The following is an 18,884-nucleotide window of genomic DNA, read 5'->3' as shown; positions in this document are numbered from 1 at the left end:
TGTAGCGGCAGGCCTCCTTTATCTTATAGGATATGGTAGTGTAGCTGATGCTGTTATCATTCCCAGATGCTGGAGAAGATAGTAGGTAAAGGGTTCTGTCTGATTGAACATCAGGGTGTCCAAGGTGATGCTGGCTCCCTGATTGGTTTTTACCTGCAGCGTTTGCCCGTTTGCGTTCCTCAAAAAAAAGGTGAAGCTGCTTCTGATTGGAATCAGGCCGTTTATGGCATTGGTGGCTTTCAGGGGTACTTTGGGTGTCTCTGTTGTAAGGCTGCTTCCACCGTCATTGCTTGTTTCGGAATTTCCTGATTGACCGCTTGAGCCAGAGCCTCCTTTATAGCTTTCAAAGGCTACAAGAACGGTTGCGCTGTCTCTAATAGTGCCAGAGGTATTGGTCTTAGCCAGGCTATAATTGTGGTTGCCCTTTTCCTCTACGGAATAGAACGTCCCTGCAGGAAGGCCCGCTGCCGTTTTACTCTCTCCGGGTTTTAGGGTGAAGCTGGCAATTCCGCTGGTAAAGGTCATATCTCCAAAGGTACCGGAAACCTCCGGCTTGTCTAAGATAATTGTAAAGGTTAAGACGCTGCCGTCATCTGTTCCTGAGCTGATTACTGTCAGATTTCCGGTATTGGAGCTGGTAGCTGCTTCCGCTTCGGAGCTTTGATCAGCGGTAACTCTGATCCGGTAAACCACTCCGTTTACCATGAAGTCAGTGACGCCAGGGGCAACACCCGTGATGGTTAGAGTGTGAAAGGTGTCAGTAATGGTATCGGAGACGATGCCGCTGCCAAGATTTGCCTTGATGACGTGGCTATAATAGCTGCCGGCGCTGGCAGAGGGATATAGAGCATAGTAGGCTCCATTAACCTTATGAACGATGAGATAGCGTTGGCCGCTGACAATCTCTTTTGCGTCAGTCACCTGCAGATAGCCGGGGATTTCGCCGTGCGGCTCGCTCTCCCTGGCAGGACGGAAAAGCTGGAACTTAAGCTGATCCAACGTCTCGAAGTTCTTCTGCTGGTCGAAACGGAATGCCTTGGCATCCTGATGATGGAAATGCAGGTATCCGCTGTAGCTGTCTGTGTTACTGCGTATATAGAAGCCTCCGCTTCCGTCTGCTGACAGGGAAATCGTACCGGCATTGGCGGCGTCAAAGGTCTGGGGATAGCCGGCCTGACCATCGCGAAGGCTCAAATATACCGGGGTGCCGTCAACCGTCTGTCCGGAAACCTTATAGGAAGTCCCGCCGTCTTTGGAAGTGAAGGTATACAGAGCTTTGCTCATGGGCACGGCGGCATCGGTATAGCTGGAATTTGCACCCAGATTGCCCTGGCAGCCGTTATAGGTGGTGGTAACTTTGGTAGTCGCGGCTTCTGCAAGGGCGATGGTATCATCTGCCTTGTGAGTGACCTCTGTACGGTTCAGATCGAAGGTCACAGTATCCCCTGCCTTTACCGGTACCTCCACCAGGTTCGGAGCAATAATGTTGACGATGTATTTATAGCCGCTTACCTTGTCGGTAAAGGTAACGGAGCCGTCCTTAAGGCCGGTGTAGGTGATCTGGATAACTGTATCAGCGCCTCCTGCCTTTGCCACATGGGCGTATCGATCGGTAATGCTGAAGGTAGGATGGAGGACAAAGTAGCTGTCGTTTACATGGGACACCACCAGATAACGTTCACCGCTGACGATAGCGTCCTTATCGGTCACCTTGACATAGCCGGGAAGTTCAGCGCTGCCTTTTTCCCCGTCAGCTGGATGATAAAGCAGGAAGTCGGTTTTGCCGCTTTGGTCGAGATTTCCCTGACGGTCAAAACTGTATGTTTTGCCAACCTGCTCATTCTTCCAGAAATACAGAAAGGTATCAGCATTGTTGGCAGCTTTTGTCTTAAGGGAGAATCCTTCCTTTTGCCCAGCTTCTACCTGAATCGTTTTAGGCGTGTTGGAGTTTGGCTGGCCAGCCTTGACGCTGTGGTTTAAATAAATGCTGTTGTTGCTGACGCTTCTGACGGTCCAGCCTTTAATACTATCGCCGGTAAAGGTGTACAGACAATCCCTAAGAGAAATTGATTTGCCGCTAAAGGTATGGTTGCTTCCCAAAAGAGCCATAGTTTCGCTGGACTCCTGGGTATCAATGGAAAGTATGGAGCCATCGGGCATAGGATCGGGTTCAAATCCTCCATAGGCGCTTTCAGTCAGGGTTCCGTACAGAGGGACCGTCAGCCGGCGTTCTCCGTTGATTGCGCTTTTTAAGGCAATTTTTGTGATGTCATAGATACTGTAGGTAATGGCCGATCCCTTATGTTCCCATAACAGCCCGATCTTTCCGTCAGCATGCTCGGTCAGGCAGGAGTAAGCGAAATAAGCGTTATTGACTGCAAAGGTATAGCCCAGGGTCATAGAATTGTCATCATCCACCAGGAATACGTAAATACGGCCGTCGGAACGGCTGTTGGGATTGCCAGGGCAAGCGACCAAGATTGCGTCCTTGCCGTCGATCTGCTGGGAATACATGATGGCGGAGACGTTACAGCCGGAGCGTGCCGGCACGCCGGTGGAAACGACCGCAGTGTTCCATACATAGTTTTCGCCATCCCAGACTGCGTCCGCATAGGCGACTGCGTTCTGGCTGCTGCGGACAAACAGACGCAGGGTGCCGTCGTCTAATTCAACCAGTTCACACTCACTGCTAAAGCCGTTGGTTCCGGGTACATCTTCAGTTCTGTGCCAGGTGGCGCCGTCGTCCTTGGACCAGATGAAGCTGGAATGTTCAAGGTTAGGAGTGCTGCTGGCAGAATCAAAGTGATTGTAGAACGGAATAACAATGGTGCCGTCCCTAAGCAGCGTGCCACGGCCTGGAGAAACCAGCAGGCCGGTCTCGGTGTTCCGCTTGATCTGGGGATTCAGATCGTTCATGTTCCAGGTTGCTCCATTATCTGTTGATGTGAGCAGCCACATATAGCCGGTATTGTAGACGTGGAGATCGGAACCCTTGTAGAACACATTTTGCTTAATATCCTGGGAGGTGTTCACCTGCTTCTGCGTCAGTACGAGGATGGAATCGTCCTCTCCTACTTTGAAAAGATTGAACCATTCATCTACTACATATTCAGTGGGCTGACTGGTGGCACGGTCGATTACAGGTGAATAACCATTCTCGCCCACATCGCCAACATAGTAGGGATAAGAGGTAATATCGCTATTAGTAGGAGAAATGTTGACTTTGCTGTAGTTGTTAGTCAGAGCCAAACGCTCTACACCATCTATGTTGATGTAGCCGGTGCCGGCACCCGGCATTTTAAAGCCGCCCATAGTTGTGACGCCGGTAGGGTTCACATCGGCGATTAGATAGATGGTTTCGTCGCTTCCCTGGATTAGAGCCGGGTCAATGATCGTGGTAGCCCGATTGCCTGCATAGCCGTTGCTGTCGGGAAAATAAATGGGGAAGCTGTATTCCCAGGTGTCGCCATTGTCCTTGGAGATGCTGACAATAGTGTCCAGACCTCCGCCGTCACCACCGGTTCCCCAGCGGGTATCAGCCGCCGCCATAAGCCAGCCATTTTGCAGGGTAATGATTGCGGGAATACGGAAGTTCTGACTTCCTCCAGTTCCCCCGTTCATGGGCTGGCCTGTGGTAGAGCTGCCTGCAAGAGGTCCGGCCTGGGGCAGAGCCCAATCCGTCTCTGCTGTCCGTTTCATTCGTTTTCCAGAAGAAGGAGTGGCTGATTCAGCGTCAGTATTCCTCTTACCGGAAGAAGGAGTGGCTGGTTCGGTGTCCGATCCTTCTTCCTTGGAAGAACTCCTGTTTGATTTTAGATCCGCTTCCTGTCTTTCTGCCGTTTCTTTTCTGGGCTGGCTGTCAGCTTCCTTTCTTCGAGCCTCTGAAGAGGTTCCCTTTAGATTCGTTTCCTCTGCTAGGTTTTCTGTGCCGGTTTCTTGGGAGCTGCCTGCTTTGGCATAGGCTGGAAGTTTGTTGCAAAATAGTGTCATCACCATTATAAAACATAGCAGAAATGATAAAACACGCTTTTTCATAGTTTTTCCTCTCTTCGCAAGATTTTTAATATAGGCTGTTTAACAGTAGGTATAACCAAAAAGAAACTTAATACTTCGTGATTGCTTAGGCAGGAACACCTTATAGAATCGCCCTTTCCTAAAGATACATTAAAAGGCTGGCTCTGGTTGCTGCTATTTGTTTGGCGAAAATAGGGCTGACAGGCAGTTCAGAGCTTTATTTCGTTTTTAGAGAGAAGCTTCCTTTGAGAAATGTAGGACATTGTTCCGGAAGCTAAATCCTTTTAAAGAGTCTGGGATACCAACGGCCGGATAGATTAGGAATTCCGGTTTGTTTCCGGTAAATTCAGAAGGTCAAATTCCTTTGATTGGATGATACCCTATCATCTGATCAGATGATGAGCTATCTCGGTACTTGACTGTTATAATTTTCTTCACCTCCTGCTATAAATTTATGGTAGTGTCTCAAAAGTCATTCTAATTTTTGGAATGATACTATATAGAATTTATAATATTTAATAATAGATTTATTAATATATCTATATCAGGTACAAGTTTGAGTTTGAAGTACCTTTGGGACACTCTCATACAGACTTTGTCAAAAAGTACACCTTTTGATAAAATGCCCCAGGATGCAAATGGTAGAAATTCCCCTTTTTAGTTAGACAAAAAGAGGATGAAAATTAATAAAATTATATTGAAAATAAAGAGTTTATATGTTATTTTTTATGTATATTGGCAGCTATCAAAAGGTGTACATTGTGACATTTGATGCTATTCTCTGGTAGCTTTTACCATTTGCTGCTCTCTCAGGCGGCGGTAAAAGGTGGATGAGCTTAGACCACTGCGGCTTAAGGCTTCGGAAAAAGGGATACTATTTTTTCGCCACTCTGTTACGATCTGAAGGAAATCATCTGGAGCGTTTACAAAGGGCCGGCCAAACACCACGCCTCTGGCTTTAGCTGCTGCAATCCCTTCCGCCTGACGTTTTCGGATGTTTTCCCGTTCCTTCTGGGCTACAAAGGAAAGGATTTGCAGTACCAGGTCTGCAATAAAGGCTCCCATCAAATCTTTTCCATTCCGGGTGTCCAGAAGGGGCATATCCAACACGCAGATATCCACCCCAATGTCTTTTGTCAGAAGCCGCCATTGGTTTTGTATTTCTTCATAGTTGCGCCCCAGGCGATCGATGCTCAACAGATATAACAGATCGCCTGCTTTCAGCATTTTTACAAGGCGTTTATATTGGGGCCGATCGAAATCCTTTCCGGACTGCTTATCTGTGTAGATGTTTTGTTCTGGAATCGCCTGCTCCCGCATAGCGATTACCTGACGATCCTCGTTCTGATCGGCGCTTGAAACACGGATATACCCGTATGTCGTTCTCTCCATGGTTTCCTCCATAATTGATATATTTCTCCGCAATCCTTCCCCATGTTTCGGCTGAGCTGTAAACCGTTTGCTCTGTCTGATAGTCCCAGTATACCCATATTTACATGGCTGTAAGCGTTTCTATGCTAACGCCTTTTCGACCGGACAAATAAAAGAAGCCGGTTCTGCTTCTCACAGAAAATGGTTCTGTGTAAAGGCAGATTGATAAGGGAGCTTTCATTTTACTATATTGGAAGGCTTTGAGCGAGAAATTTGCTTTTGTAACATGCTAAATCAGAATGATCGAAGGGTATCTATCAGTGATTACAAGAGTCTGTGGTTTGTCAAGGACTTGTTGCGGGGCAATGCTTTAGTGCTTTTCACAAATCATAGGAGAATCGGTATTTTTAGAAAGCACAATCCTTCATGTGCCTGCATTTGAGATTCTATGATGAAAAGAAGATATATTTAAGTAGAAATATAATATATTTTTTGATATACTTTGTTCATAAGTTAAAAAATCGTTAAGATTGCAGATGGAAAGGCTGAGTAATACGAATTCTCATAATTGGTGACGCAAGAATACGATTTGTATTAAGGAGCCTGTAACGTTTGAACCGTTAGTTGCGGACAGTGCTTAAAAATAGGCTTCTGAATGAGCATACTGCTGGAAAAAGCAGATAATGAACAAGGGGGAAAAGTATGGATTTAATGACAATGATTGGGATTGCGGCAGGCTTTTTATTGATTATCAATGGCATTGGAATTGGAAGTGTCAGTAATTTTATAGATATTTCCAGCTTTTTAATCGTAGCAGGAGGCACTCTGGCAGCCTCTGTCGCAAGCTATTCTTCTAGCATCCTGCGTGATATTCCAGGACACATAAGAGTTTTGTTTAGGGGTAACAGGTATGATATTGTGGAGCTTGTGGATCAGCTGGTAGATTTGGCGATATTGGCCAGAAAGGATGGCCTGTTGGCTTTGGAGTCTAAGGCAGAGGAAATAAAGGAGCCTTTTTTTAAGCAAAGCCTTCTGATGGCTGTGGACGCACAGGAGCCGGAGAAGATACGCTGCGTCTTGGAAAAGGAGCTGGAGGATATGGTGAACCGTCATGACCGGGCGGCAGGATTCTATGAGAAGGCTGCCACCTATGCCCCGGCCTTTGGTATGATAGGAACCTTGATTGGTTTGATCAATATGCTAAAGGGCATGGAACCTGGCATGGGTGGAACCTTCAGCATGGGCAGAGATATGTCTTTGGCGCTTATTACCACTTTCTACGGCTCTGTTTTGGCAAACCTGATATTTCATCCGATTGCTCAAAAGCTCCGGGTACGGCATAGGCAGGAGGCGTTTTACTGTTCTGCTGTTATAGAAGGGGTTATTGGCATTCAAAGAGGAGAGCATCCTAAATTTTTAAGAGAGCATCTTTTGGCTGCGCTTAAAAAGTCTCTGCAGGACAAGGCGCTTTCTCGTCTGGAGGAAAAGGATGCCTACAGAGGGGACGAGAGCCTTTTGGGAAGAAAGCGGTATGTATTAAAAAAGTCTGATTTTGAGCAAGAACGGCTTTAGAGAAGCGTGATTTTTAACATATAGGCTGTTGGCCGGCTTGTTCAAAAAGGAGCGGAGCCTTTTTAAAAAAGAGTTCTGCTGCATTGCCGCCTAGGCGGAAAGAATTATAACATAAGGAGGAAACATTGAAACTGCTAGAGCGATTAAAAAGGAACAAAGAACCAGTTAGGGAGCTAAGATGGTGGGATATAGGCATTCTCACTGTAATCCTGTTTGGAAATGCGATCTGTACATCTACTAGGGGTTATTTCGCTAATACCGATACCGGCTCGTTTGAGGAAGCGGTTGAGTTTTCTGCGGCAGATAATTATGGCGCTTTTATGCTGCAGCTTATATTGCTGCTGATTGCCCTTTTTTATTTGTGGCTGCGGAATTTTGATTTTTCTCAATGGAGGATACATGTTACGCCTAAAACGACGTTGTATTCCGTAGGCTTATTTGCTGTAGCCGCTTTGATGATGGACCTTTATTTTATCGTAGTCTCCTATGTACAGATTGGCGCTTATGATGCGGTAATGAGCGCAGCCGTCCCGGTTTCCTTACCTGTGATTGATGGTTCGATTCTTATCTATGCCCTGTTAAATGGAATATATGAGGAAATTTATTTCCTAGGTATGTGCCTATGCGTTAATCCGAAAAAAGTAAGAGGCGCATTTTTATTCTCTCTTCTTGTGCGTTTTTCCTTCCACACCTATCAAGGCATGGTATCCGCAGCTGGTATTGGGCTGCTTTTAGGTACTCTGTATTATGTTCTGTACGAAAAAAGCGGAAGGAAAAATCTATACCCCTTCTTTTTATCACATTCCATTGCGGATGTGTTGGGGGCTGGAATATTGTTCCTTTTATAGCCAGGGGTATATCGCAAATATGCTTATGAGAAAGGAAGACAAATGCACGATTTCCGTAGAGCATTTTGCTAATACCAAACGCTACCTTTATGATGACACGGAGATTTACATAGACCGCCATGCAACTGCCCGTTTCTGGGATAGGAACGAGTTTTCTGGAAGATTAGAGGCACACCCATCCGCCAGCACCGCCATGCGGAAGGGAACCTCTATTCTGAAACGCTCACTGCCGCACAGTTGAAATCCAAAACGCTTGAACTTCCGGCTCAGGAGAAAATAAAAACTGCCGTTGTGGGAATGGCTTCTGCAACGGCAGCTTTGGGCTGGATGAATTGGGAGTTTTATCAAACTGAAAGTCTTATTCTTTGCCTTCTTTCGTTAGAACCTTTCTCTGCCAACTTTTTGTCCACACTTTGGATACTTCATGAAGCGTGTCTTTCCCAAATGCATGGCAAAAGAGTGGCTTGCAGCATCTGGTACATAGATATGACCACATTTTTCACATTTATAATAACCAGATTCTCGCTCAAGATATAGTGCTACCCATATTCCGCAAGAAAAGATAATGATTCCCGCTGTAATCAAAATTGAGCGCCACAAAATACTCTCTGTTGCAAAGCATCCTGCGAACACAAGGAGTAAGAAGTCATGGTCAACCTCTGTTCTGCGTTTCTCGGCTCTTGTAAGCTCTGCGCTCTGCCTTTTTGCATTGGAGGCAATCTCCTGGTCACTCGCTTTCAGCAGCCGATGCAGAAGTGCCTGTTCATCCAACTGTGCCTGTCTCGATAAATCCTGTATTCTTGTCAGAACGTAGTGGTAGAGGTAGTCATAGCGGATATAGTCGGATATAGTGGGCAGAACATTGTCTTAATCCTTGCCCATATTAACTGCAAATGTAATGGCTGTACGGTTTCTTGTTCTGACTGTTAGTACCGAAACGCATCGGCCATCCGCAGTCCGCACACTTCACCAGACCGGAGAAGATCTGTGTGGCAGCATCCTTTTGCTGCCTGCGGTGACTGGCGATCTGCGTCTGCACCGGTGTATTTCATAATCTGGTTGTTGAGCAGGGCAGTGACAATACCCATTGCCACATCTACAAAGAAAGAGGAAAAGCCGGTAACAACGATATTCTTTACTTTTCGGAAGAAATGCTTCATCCGCACCAAAGAGCATCAAAATCTGCTTGTCAAAGAAAACGAAAATAACCGTACAAAGCACTGCGAAAAATGCCGCACCAATGGTAGCAACGGTGAAGTATTCGTTTTCATTCTCGCCGTCTTTTTGTTCCCTGCCTCGGATGTTGCTGAAATAAACGCTTCCTTCGATACCAAATAATAAGCCTAAACTGAAAATAATATTCCAGATAGGAGAAATGCCAGCCTTAGCCGCATCCGGCAGGGCCTTCGTATCTGCCGATCACGATCATATCCACAAAACCGTAAATCGTACTGCTCAGCGACGAGCCAAAGGCTGCGGCAAGGTACTTAAAATACATTTTTTGATGTTGTCTTTCAATAAGTTCATTGTTATCAAATCCTTTCTAAAAAATCAGCGCCCGGTTATTTTCATAACCGAGCGCACTCGACATCTTATCCGACCGAGGAGCAGAGAATCTGCCCCAGTGCATTGCGATGCACAGTCCTCCGATGCTCTTTTATTTGTGTTTGCTTAGTTGCTCAGTTAGAGCTTTCTAATTATTGATGTCCGCACCGCCTATAATTACACAGCGTGCCATCATCAGTACACCAGATTGATGCGGACTTCATCCAGAGCGGCCGTTTCAGAAATGAGGCCCTGCTCCAGCATCCAGTCAATGTTTTCCTGCCAGCATTCATCAGACTGGGACAGGAAAGAGGCATCCGCAGTTTCCATCATAGGCAGCAAAACTTCCATGCTCTTGCGTTCTACTGTTTCAGACAGAGGGAAGTTCTCTTCATTCTGGTTGGCCAGCAGGATCTGTAGTGCCTCCTCCGGATTAGCCTTCATATCGGCAAATCCCTTGGCAGATGCCCGCAAAAAAGCACTGAGCATCTCGCTATCATTAGCGATAGTCTCATCATTGGCAAGGAACACACCCTCATAGTAGGAGGGGACGCCATATGAATCCAAAGCAAACCAATTCACAGCGAAGCCCTCTTCCTCCATCTGAGGAACCTCATGGTTGACGAGACAGCCGATGGTGGCATCCACATTTCCGGTAGTCATTGAACTCATCAGATCAAAGCCGACATCAATCATGGTCACATCACTATAGTCAGCACCCACATAATTCATAATACTGCGGATCAATGCCTCCGACAGCTCCGTACCGGCGTAACCGATGGTCTTGCCCACCAAATCTTCGGCGGTGGTAATATTCTTTTCTTTCAGAGACAGCACAATATTCAGCGGCCCCTGCACGACAGCTCCGATGGACTTCACAGGAACATTCTGCTTTGTGCGGGCCTGAATAACATCCTGCTGATAGTACAGGCCAATGTCTGCCTGTCCGGCTGCCACAAGAGAAATAGCGTCATTGGAGTTGGATGGGAACTGGATGTTTACCTTCAAACCCTCTTCCTCATAGTATCCTTTCTCAATGGCTACATACATAAAGGCGTGCAGAGCGTTGGGATACCAGTCCAGTACCACGTCCAATTCTTTTAATTTGTCAGAATTTCCGTTATTGTTTGTTGTGCTGCATCCGCAAAGTAACAGCACACAAACTAACAGGATAGATAATATACGTTTCATAATGATAACCTCTCTTAAAATTCTCCCCGCCAGCGAACAACTTTTTTCTCCAGCAATGCTACAAGCGCCACAGCCAGCATCGCAACTACAGAAAGCAGTACGATAGGCGCAAAGACACCTGCGCCATCCAGCTGCGTCATCATGCGCCGGGAGAAATATCCCAGACCGCTTTGCGCACCCAGCCATTCACCGATGGCAGCACCAATGATGCTCATAGGAATGGCCATTTTGATAGCGGAGAAAAAGTATGGAAGCGTACAGGGGACTTTGATTTTGAAAAAAATATCTCGCTTTGTTGCGCCGTAGGTCAGCAGCAGTTCCGTCATTTCCACCTTTGCAGACTGCAAACCGTCATATACTGTGATGGTAATGGGGAAAAATGTGATGAGTACTGTCACCAGCACCTTGCTCCAGATGCCGTAGCCGAACCAAAGCACGAACAACGGCGCAATGGCAGTCGTCGGGATCGTCTGGGATGCCACGACCACCGGATACATGGCTTTCCGGAAAAATGGACTGGCATCCATCAGTATGGCAAGACCCAAGCCAAACACCAGCGAGATGGCCAACCCCACAAGAGTGACCAGCATGGTAGCGGGAAGATGTACGGTAAACAGCACAGTACGCAGTTCCCATAGCTTTTGCAGGATCTGAATGGGGGTAGGCATAATATAGGCAGCGTTTACCTTCATCGCCCCAAGCTGCCACAGCATCAGCAAGGCAAACAGGAAAATGAGGGCCGGAAGATTGCTTCTACAGGCTTTCTTCATTCCGTCACCTGCTTTCTCAGCATATCCACCAGCTGCTCCCGCAGCTCCACGATATCCGGGCGGGTCAAATCCTGCCGGGTGCGGGGATAGTCCATGGGAACCGGAATCTCTCTTAGCGTGTGAATCGGCGTTTTCTCCACTACCAATACGCTGGAAGACAGAAATACGGCTTCCTCCACATCGTGGGTGATGAACAGGATCGTTTTTTTATGGCGCTGCCACTGATCCAGAAGCCACTCCTGCATGGAAATGCGGGTAAGGAAGTCCAGTGCAGAAAAAGGCTCGTCTAACAACAGCAGATCACTGCCGGTGAGCATAGTACGGGCAAAAGCGGCCCGTTGGCGCATACCGCCCGAGAGTTCGTCCGGACGCTTGTCCCTACAGCCATCCAAACCCACATCTGCCAAGGCTGCATCAATCAGCTCCCGCTGCTCTGACTTTGTATACCTCCGCTGGATCTCCAAAGGAAGCGCCAGATTTTCGCCGATCGTTCTCCATGGGAACAGCATATCCTTTTGGGGCATATAGCCGCAGTAATGGTTTTGCCCGGTAATGGGGCTGCCGTTGACACTGATGTTGCCGGCCTTCGGCTTCAGCAGACCATTGGTCATGCGAAAAATGGTGCTCTTGCCGCAGCCGCTGATGCCGATGATGCAGTGAAAAGAGCCTGGTTCCACGGAAAAGGAGAGCCGGTCGATGATATCAAAATCCTCACTGGGGTACTGGTAGGAAACGTTGTCGAAGCTCAGAATACTCATGTCCGCATTTCCCAAGACATATCCCAGAAGCCCAGCTCATACCGGCTGCAGTTGACAAAGACCTCTGTCAGATATGCAATTTGCTCCTCGGTGGCATTTGCCGCCAGAGAATCCATCAATTCAATCAAAGCCTGATTCGTAGCGGCATATTCCTCAGCGGCATAGCCCTGAATCCATTCACCGTAGAAGGGATGCTCCGCTGCGCCGGGGATGGTGGCAAGTGCCTGTCCGATCTCCGCATAGCTCCAGGAGCAGGCGAGAATAGAGGCAACGATTTCCATGGGACTACCGGAGCTTGCAACAGATAGCATATAGTTGGTGTAAGAGAGGTTATCGAGGGCAGGTTTCACCGCAAATACCTGCTCCTCTGTAATACCAAGACGTTTCATGTAGGCACGGTGGATCTTCATCTCACCACCCAGAATAGCGTCCACATTGGCGGCAAAAGTCCGCATCAGTTCGGGAGCTCTGGCCTTGACCACACCCAAGGCAAAAACGCGTGCATAGTCAAACAGATAGAGGTAGTCCTGCAACATGAAATGCTGGAACTTCTCTACGGCAAGCGTTCCGTCACCAATGCCGGTGACAAAGGGATGCTTCAGGCACGCTTCCCAAATGGAAGCTGCCGCATCATGAAGGCGGTAAGATACAGAATTGGTCATATTACTCAGCCTCCTTCATGTAATTACTATTCAGGTCAAACAAGTGGTTCATCGGACCGGAACCCATTCCAAGATCAAGCATTGCTGCCAAAGCACCAGAGATATAGTCCTTTGCTCTCTGAACGGATTCAGCGAGTGTAAATCCCTTGGCAAGATTGGATGCAATGGCACTTGAGAGTGTACATCCTGTGCCGTGGGTATTGGGATTGTCAATACGCTTACCCTCAAACCATTGAGACCCTCCGTTTGCATAAAGCAAATCGTTGGCATCGTTGATACTGTGTCCGCCTTTGAGCAAAACGGCACAATGGTAGCTGTCTCCGATTTGCTTTGCCGCAGTCACCATATCCTCTTTTGTTTCAATGGTCAGACCGGAAAGAACTTGTGCTTCCGGAATGTTTGGAGTCATGAGGATGGCAAGAGGCAGTAATTCTTCAATCAAGGTCTGAACTGCATCATTTTTCATTAGGGCAGAGCCGGAGGTTGCCACCATAACAGGGTCAACAACAATGTTCCTGGCATCATAGTATCTCAGTCTGTCCGCAATGACACGGATCAGCTCGCTGGATGCTACCATTCCGATTTTTACGGCATCGGGATAGATGTCTTCAAATATCGCATCCAATTGTTGTTTCAGAAAATCTGGTGTTGATTCCTGAATTGCTCTCACGCCGGTTGTGTTTTGCGCAGTCAGTGCTGTGATTGCACTCATGGCATAAACACCATTCATGGTCATTGTTTTCATATCTGCCTGAATACCGGCGCCTCCACTGCAGTCACTTCCTGCAATGGTCAATGCTGTTTTCATTTTCATAGTTTTGTACTCCTTTCGTTTTCAGCATCGTTTTATATAGCGGCATAAGGTGGTGCCCCCAATGTGCCGCTTGAAGCTTTCGGCTTACTCAGCCGAAGCAAGCTCCCAAAATTCTTCTGTATGTTCAAAATCCGTAATATAGCAATCTGACAGATCACGGATTTCGGTTTGCCGTTTCTCGCTGTTATCGAATACTGCGACTACTGCAAAACCGTCAGCTTTGGCTGTCTGAATAGCATGAATGGCATCTTCAAAAACAATGGTAGCACTACGATCAGCACAAAAATGTTCCATTGCCTTTTGAAAAATGACAGGTTCATCCTTACCATGTCCAACTTCACTGCAAGTGAAGATTGCTTCAAAATAGTGTTCCATTTCACATCTGCTAAGAGCAGCTTTGATTTGATAGCGGTCAGATGCCGTTGCAATACACATCGGGATCTTAGCTTTTTTCATCTGTTCCAAGAAATCGACAACACCGGGCTTCGGTAAAACCTCATGGATGTAGAATTGCTCAATCGTTTGATTGACACCTGCCATAATTTCCTCTACAGAAAGAGAGATGTCATATTCTTTCTTGAAATAGCAGGCGGACTGATAAAGGCTCAGTGGTCTGACATCTTCACGCATAGATGGTTTCGGCTCTTTTCCAAGGGAACGGAGATAGATTTCACCAATACTGTCCCAAATGAACATGGAATCGAAGAGCGTTCCGTCAAAGTCGAAGATCGCACACTTTATCTTCATGCGTTCACCATTTCTTCTGACAGCTTGCGAAGCAAACGGCACTCATTTTCGATGTCATCAGCTGCGAAAATGGCACTGACCAATGCAACACCATCTACACCAGTACCAGCAAGCTGAGAAATGTTGGATTTACCAATGCCGCCGATGGCAACCACAGGGATATCAACAGCAGCACAAATATCACGAAGCGTTTCTTTCGGCAGAACATTTACGTTCGTTTTTGTAGATGTGGAAAACATTGCACCTACGCCAAGACAATCTGCGCCGTTCTTGACAGCTTCCAGAGCTTCTTCAACCGAGTGTGCAGAAACACCGATCATCATATCATTGCCAACTCTCTGGCGAACCTGTGCGGCTTCCATATCTTCCTGTCCAACATGGATGCCGTCAGCATGACACTTGATTGCAATTTCCACATTGTCATTGATGAAGAACGGAACGCCGTACCGTTTGCACAGAGCCGAGATTTCCATAGCTTCATTCAGAAATGTTTCATCGTCCAGTTCCTTTTCACGGAGCTGAACACAAGTTGCACCGCCTTTCAAGGCGGACTCCACCTGTTCGTACAAACTCTGTTTGCCAATCCAAGCTCTATCCGTGACAGCGTAGAGCAGCATTGCTTTTTTATCGCACTTCATATTTTGCCCCTTTCTCCAGCATCTCTGGGGTCATATTGTAAATCGCATCAATGATGTAATTTCTGTAGGTAGAGTTGCCATCCATTTCGGTGAGTCTGCTGTGAGCCACCTCACCTGCATAACCCATAGCAGAAACAGCAGCAGCCGTAGCTTCCAAAGGATGATCGGGATTTGCAGTTACAAAAGCCGCAGTCATAGCAGAAAGCTGACAACCCGTTCCGGTAATGGAAGACATCTTTGGATGTCCGTTACGGATGCAGTAAGCCTTATTGCTGTCTGCTACAATGTCGATAGCACCGGTGATGGCAATGACCACTCCGGTTTTCTTTGCAAATGCTTTCGCAAAAGCAATCACATCATCGAGGCTTTCTTCCGTCACCTTGTCTGCTACGTCAGCATCCACGCCTTTTGTTGTGCCACTGCCGGAAGCCAAGGTTTTAATTTCAGAGATATTACCACGGATAACGGAGAACTTTACGTCTTCGAGAAGCTGCATGGCGGTTTCGGTTCTCAGTTTGGATGCACCGGCTCCCACGGGGTCTAACACAACGGGATGGTTCAGTTCGTTGGCTCGTTTGCCTGCAATCAGCATGGATGCAATCGTTCGGCTATTCAGTGTACCGATATTGATGTTCAAACCGGAACAGATCGTAGTGATTTCCGCAACTTCCTCCTTATCATCAGCCATGATAGGGGATGCGCCGCAGGCAATCACGATATTTGCACAGTCATTGACTGTCACATAGTTGGTAATGTTATGAATCAGCGGACAATTCTTTCGTACATTTTCAAGCATAGTCTGAAACATTTTTCTTCCTCCTTATCGGTTGAGAGATTTCTGCATGATATGCAGAATGTTGGATTTTTTCAAACTGTAAATCAAAACTGCGGATATAATCGCGCCGCCAGCGGTAGAGATAAGCATAAAAAGCAAGACCGGCTGCGCTTTGTCCCATAAAGAAAATTGCAATCGGGTAAGCACACAGACCACCAAGTATAGCAGTACCAAATACTTCGCCAATCAAGGTTCTCAAGATGTTCTTGGTCTTAGCGTAAACCACGCCGCACACCAATGCACCAAACATACTGCCAGGGAAAGCCATCAGACTTCCAAGACCAAGCAGATTACGAATCAAAGCCGCTGCAAAGGCTGCACCCAGTCCATAACCGGGACCGAGCAGAATTGCGCACAAGATGTTGACCATGTGTTGAACAGGAGAGCATTTGCTCCCGAAAACAGGGAAAGAAAAGAGACTTCCCACAGCAGCAACAGCACAGAATACACCGGCAATCGCTAATTTTTTTGTGTTAGTTTTGTTCATATTCAATTTCTCCTTTGAGTGAATTAGGAAACGTCAGTCATCAGCGGCGCTTCCAGAAATAGTCACAGTTACCCCAATGGAAACTGCATGGAAGTTCGGTCGATGCTTACTGGCATCCTCTCACGCCGGAACACGGCTTCCCATCGCTGATATACAAGACTCAGGGCTCTCCCCCTCAGTCCGCCACATAAGTGGATCTCGTTTCCTCCTTTCTCAAAAGATAAAGAAAAAACAGGAGAATACCTTTTGTGGTATCCTCCTGTAACAGAGCGCAAGTGTTTCCTACGGCGGCATTATCCACATCAGGTATAAGGGTCGAAGGTGATACCTTCCTCTCAGCCTGTCAGTACAAGCTCCCCTGCGTTTTCAGTTGCAAAATAAAAACAGGAGACAATCCTTTTGGATGCCTCCTGTAAAAAATCCTTGTATATGACTTCCTACGGCGGTATTATCCGCATCAGGTTATAGGATCGAAGTTCGGTTACTTCCTCTCAGCCTGCTAACACAAGCTCCCCTGTATTTATTTCGCTAAACATTATACACCCTGTTTTTTGAAAATACAATAGGTTTTTTGGAAAAGACACAAAAAGTTAACTTAATACATGAACAAAATAAAGGCTTATATTCTACAACTTTACATCAAAAAAACCACGAACTAATGGTTGAATAATGGATATGATCAGACTTTACTAAGAGTAGGACGGCTATTTTACAATCCAGAGCTTCACAAATTAAAATTTCAAATATTTAGTTTTAAAATAGCTGGATGGGGCGGGGGTGAAAGAAGATTTGGGATTGTTCCTGATAGAGCGGTATGATATACTGGAAAAGAAACAAAATTGTGTTGCAGGGTGGCGTTGACCAAAAGATGGAAAGCGGTGCAGATGGAATTTAACCTTCAGGACGTAATGGCCTTTGGGTTTTTGATGATTACATTGCTTACCTTTAGGTGTTGAAACAAGATGACACCTGGAATCAGAAGGTATGGTTGGACGCAGCACACAGGAGGAAAGAGCCGGGAGGATGGAAGATGGCAAGAGAACAAATATTAGTGCTGAATATAAACCAGCTAAAGACTCCTGGTGTTTTTGAAACATTTTTAGAGCAGGTTTCTCCTGATCGGCGGCAGCGTGTGGAGCGCCATGCAACGGTATCAGGCAAGCTCCAGTCCTTGGGGGCAGGACTGGTTTTGAACGAAATACTGGAACAATTTGGTTTAAATTCATCAGAGACAGTTCTGGAATATGGGGAGAATCAAAAGCCTTACATCCCCCATTGCTCCCAGCTTCATTTTAATCTGACTCATTCTGGAGACTATGCGGCGGGGGTGTGGGCCCACACCCCGGTAGGAATTGATATTGAACAGGTAGGAAGTGATGGGGAAGAGGTTGCCAGGCGTTTTTTTCATGAAAGTGAGCTTCGCTGGCTGGAAGGCTTATCCTCGGAGGCTGAGCGTATCCAGGGCTTTTTTCGTATGTGGGTCTTAAAGGAAAGCTTTTTGAAGGCTACAGGATTAGGTATGAGGCTGCCGTTAAATGCATTCGAGATTCGGATAGAGGATGAGGACATTTCTGTAAAGCAGAAGGTCAATGAAAATACATATTATTTTAAGGAATTTGAACTGGAGGGCTGCCGGGGAGCTGTATGCGCGGAGGAGCCGGAGGTCAGGGGATGGAGATTAGAAAAAATATTGCTTTAGGATGTGATTGATTCTATCAGGAGAATTTAAAAGGAATTTATGTTCAGGAAAAGCTTGATCAAGAACCATCGGAAGCAAGCGCCACAAGGTTCACACATAAAATGAAATGTTGCCATATTTTTAAGAAACTGCTATACTTAATTCAAGGATGAGTAAATTATAAGGAGATGCTATATGCGATTAGAGAGTATAGATACGAGTTCTCTGGCAGAGCGAGTAGCGGATAAAATCGAGGGATTAATTATAGATAATCAGTTGAATTCGGGGGATAAACTGGCTAATGAGATAGAACTGGTTTCTCAATTAGGTGTTGGCAGAGGAACAATTCGGGAAGCAATGAAAATTCTTGAGTCTAGAAATGTTGTGGAGATTCGCCGTGGAAAGGGAACTTACATATGTGATAATCTAGGGATGGTAGGAGATCCTCTGGGATTTCGTTTTGCTCATGATAAGAAAAAACTGGCAGAGGATTTAAGCGATCTGCGGTGCATATTGGAACCTGAGATTGCAGCGTTATCTGCTGAAAAAGCAACGGAGCAAGACATTGAAGAGCTGCAGAAGATTTGTACGGATGTAAGTGAAATGATAAAGAGGGGGGAAGATTATAGTCAACGTGATATTGAATTTCATGTGAAGATTGCCACTATAACAGGTAATCTTGTAATACCCCAGCTGATTCCATTAATTACACAGGGGGTATCGTTGTATGTGAACCTTACTAATCACAATATGGCAGGTTCGGCAGCCATTACACATCAAAAGGTGGTGGACGCTATCAAACGCCATGATTCAGAGGGAGCTTACGCTTCGATGCTGGAACATATGAAGGAAAATCGAGAGAATCTGGAATTATTAAAAAAGAAGTGAAACGAATCGATAGGTGATATTGTAAAATAGAAATGCAATAGTAAATTGAATAAAAAGCAGTCTTTC

At 46.3% G+C, this 18,884-nt stretch carries 17 protein-coding genes, 2 pseudogenes and 2 riboswitches; of the genes and pseudogenes, 5 read left to right on the top strand and 14 right to left on the bottom strand.

Features of this window, described 5'->3' with window-relative positions; genetic code table 11:
• Window positions 1–18 precede the first annotated feature (18 nt).
• Together FYJ39_RS15700 and FYJ39_RS15695 are read right to left on the bottom strand one after the other, a co-directional pair.
• Window positions 19–4,035, bottom strand: coding sequence for an exo-alpha-sialidase (locus FYJ39_RS15700; protein ID WP_154473386.1), 4,017 nt, complete (start codon window positions 4,033–4,035; stop codon window positions 19–21).
• A 753-nt stretch (window positions 4,036–4,788) separates the two neighbouring features.
• A complete protein-coding gene (locus FYJ39_RS15695) occupies window positions 4,789–5,406 on the bottom strand; it encodes a recombinase family protein (protein ID WP_154473385.1) in 618 nt (205 codons plus the stop codon).
• 681 nt (window positions 5,407–6,087) lie between these two features.
• Between FYJ39_RS15695 and FYJ39_RS15690 the strand changes: the two genes are divergently transcribed.
• From FYJ39_RS15690 to FYJ39_RS15680, 3 genes are all read left to right on the top strand, one after another.
• A complete protein-coding gene (locus FYJ39_RS15690; RefSeq protein WP_154473384.1) occupies window positions 6,088–6,957 on the top strand; it encodes a motility protein A in 870 nt (289 codons plus the stop codon).
• Window positions 6,958–7,082: 125 nt separating this feature from the next.
• A complete protein-coding gene (locus tag FYJ39_RS15685) occupies window positions 7,083–7,805 on the top strand; it encodes a CPBP family glutamic-type intramembrane protease (RefSeq protein ID WP_154473383.1) in 723 nt (240 codons plus the stop codon).
• A gap of 19 nt (window positions 7,806–7,824) precedes the next feature.
• Window positions 7,825–8,046, top strand: a complete 222-nt coding sequence (locus tag FYJ39_RS15680; protein WP_154473382.1) for a hypothetical protein — start codon at window positions 7,825–7,827, stop codon at window positions 8,044–8,046.
• Window positions 8,047–8,688: 642 nt separating this feature from the next.
• Here the strand turns inward: FYJ39_RS15680 and FYJ39_RS21725 are convergent.
• From FYJ39_RS21725 to thiW, 12 genes and pseudogenes are all read right to left on the bottom strand, one after another.
• Window positions 8,689–8,748, bottom strand: a complete 60-nt coding sequence (locus tag FYJ39_RS21725; RefSeq protein WP_456236694.1) for a hypothetical protein — start codon at window positions 8,746–8,748, stop codon at window positions 8,689–8,691.
• Window positions 8,732–8,974, bottom strand: coding sequence for a hypothetical protein (locus tag FYJ39_RS21720; protein ID WP_235919864.1), 243 nt, complete (start codon window positions 8,972–8,974; stop codon window positions 8,732–8,734). The genes FYJ39_RS21725 and FYJ39_RS21720 overlap by 17 nt, the downstream gene beginning before the upstream one ends.
• A gap of 1 nt (window position 8,975) precedes the next feature.
• A pseudogene (locus FYJ39_RS21715) lies at window positions 8,976–9,161 on the bottom strand (MATE family efflux transporter); the annotation flags it as partial.
• 384 nt (window positions 9,162–9,545) lie between these two features.
• Window positions 9,546–10,541 (bottom strand): ABC transporter substrate-binding protein, encoded by a 996-nt coding sequence (locus tag FYJ39_RS15665; RefSeq protein ID WP_154473381.1) that lies wholly within the window; start codon window positions 10,539–10,541, stop codon window positions 9,546–9,548.
• Between the two features lie 14 nt (window positions 10,542–10,555).
• Complete coding sequence (locus tag FYJ39_RS15660; protein ID WP_154473380.1) at window positions 10,556–11,311, bottom strand: ABC transporter permease; 756 nt, start codon at window positions 11,309–11,311, stop codon at window positions 10,556–10,558.
• Window positions 11,308–12,063 (bottom strand): ABC transporter ATP-binding protein, encoded by a 756-nt coding sequence (locus tag FYJ39_RS15655; protein WP_328597568.1) that lies wholly within the window; start codon window positions 12,061–12,063, stop codon window positions 11,308–11,310. The genes FYJ39_RS15660 and FYJ39_RS15655 overlap by 4 nt, the downstream gene beginning before the upstream one ends.
• A 2-nt stretch (window positions 12,064–12,065) precedes the next feature.
• Window positions 12,066–12,731, bottom strand: coding sequence for a thiaminase II (tenA, locus tag FYJ39_RS15650; RefSeq protein ID WP_154473378.1), 666 nt, complete (start codon window positions 12,729–12,731; stop codon window positions 12,066–12,068).
• A 1-nt stretch (window position 12,732) separates the two neighbouring features.
• A complete protein-coding gene (gene thiD / locus FYJ39_RS15645) occupies window positions 12,733–13,539 on the bottom strand; it encodes a bifunctional hydroxymethylpyrimidine kinase/phosphomethylpyrimidine kinase (RefSeq protein ID WP_154473436.1) in 807 nt (268 codons plus the stop codon).
• Between the two features lie 90 nt (window positions 13,540–13,629).
• Complete coding sequence (locus FYJ39_RS15640) at window positions 13,630–14,292, bottom strand: HAD family hydrolase (RefSeq protein ID WP_154473377.1); 663 nt, start codon at window positions 14,290–14,292, stop codon at window positions 13,630–13,632.
• Window positions 14,289–14,930: a thiamine phosphate synthase gene (thiE, locus tag FYJ39_RS15635; protein WP_154473376.1), complete on the bottom strand. Its 642-nt coding sequence runs from the start codon at window positions 14,928–14,930 to the stop codon at window positions 14,289–14,291. The genes FYJ39_RS15640 and thiE overlap by 4 nt, the downstream gene beginning before the upstream one ends.
• Window positions 14,917–15,738: a hydroxyethylthiazole kinase gene (gene thiM / locus FYJ39_RS15630; protein ID WP_154473375.1), complete on the bottom strand. Its 822-nt coding sequence runs from the start codon at window positions 15,736–15,738 to the stop codon at window positions 14,917–14,919. Before thiM ends, thiE begins: the two co-directional genes overlap by 14 nt.
• Window positions 15,739–15,750: 12 nt before the next feature.
• Window positions 15,751–16,252 (bottom strand): annotated as a pseudogene (gene thiW / locus FYJ39_RS15625) (energy coupling factor transporter S component ThiW).
• Window positions 16,253–16,514: 262 nt separating this feature from the next.
• Window positions 16,515–16,622: riboswitch (TPP riboswitch) on the bottom strand.
• A gap of 47 nt (window positions 16,623–16,669) precedes the next feature.
• A riboswitch (TPP riboswitch) is annotated at window positions 16,670–16,778 on the bottom strand.
• 504 nt (window positions 16,779–17,282) lie between these two features.
• Here thiW and FYJ39_RS15620 point away from each other — a divergent pair.
• Entirely contained in the window at window positions 17,283–17,951 is a 669-nt protein-coding gene (locus FYJ39_RS15620) for a 4'-phosphopantetheinyl transferase family protein (protein WP_154473374.1), read from the top strand.
• A 174-nt stretch (window positions 17,952–18,125) separates the two neighbouring features.
• Complete coding sequence (locus FYJ39_RS15615) at window positions 18,126–18,818, top strand: FadR/GntR family transcriptional regulator (protein ID WP_154473373.1); 693 nt, start codon at window positions 18,126–18,128, stop codon at window positions 18,816–18,818.
• Window positions 18,819–18,884: the final 66 nt, after the last annotated feature.

Source organism: Clostridium porci, assembly GCF_009696375.1.
Lineage (GTDB): Bacteria > Bacillota > Clostridia > Lachnospirales > Lachnospiraceae > Enterocloster > Enterocloster porci.
Note: the sequence above shows the minus strand (reverse complement) of the source record. Positions and strands in the feature narration are given on the sequence as shown.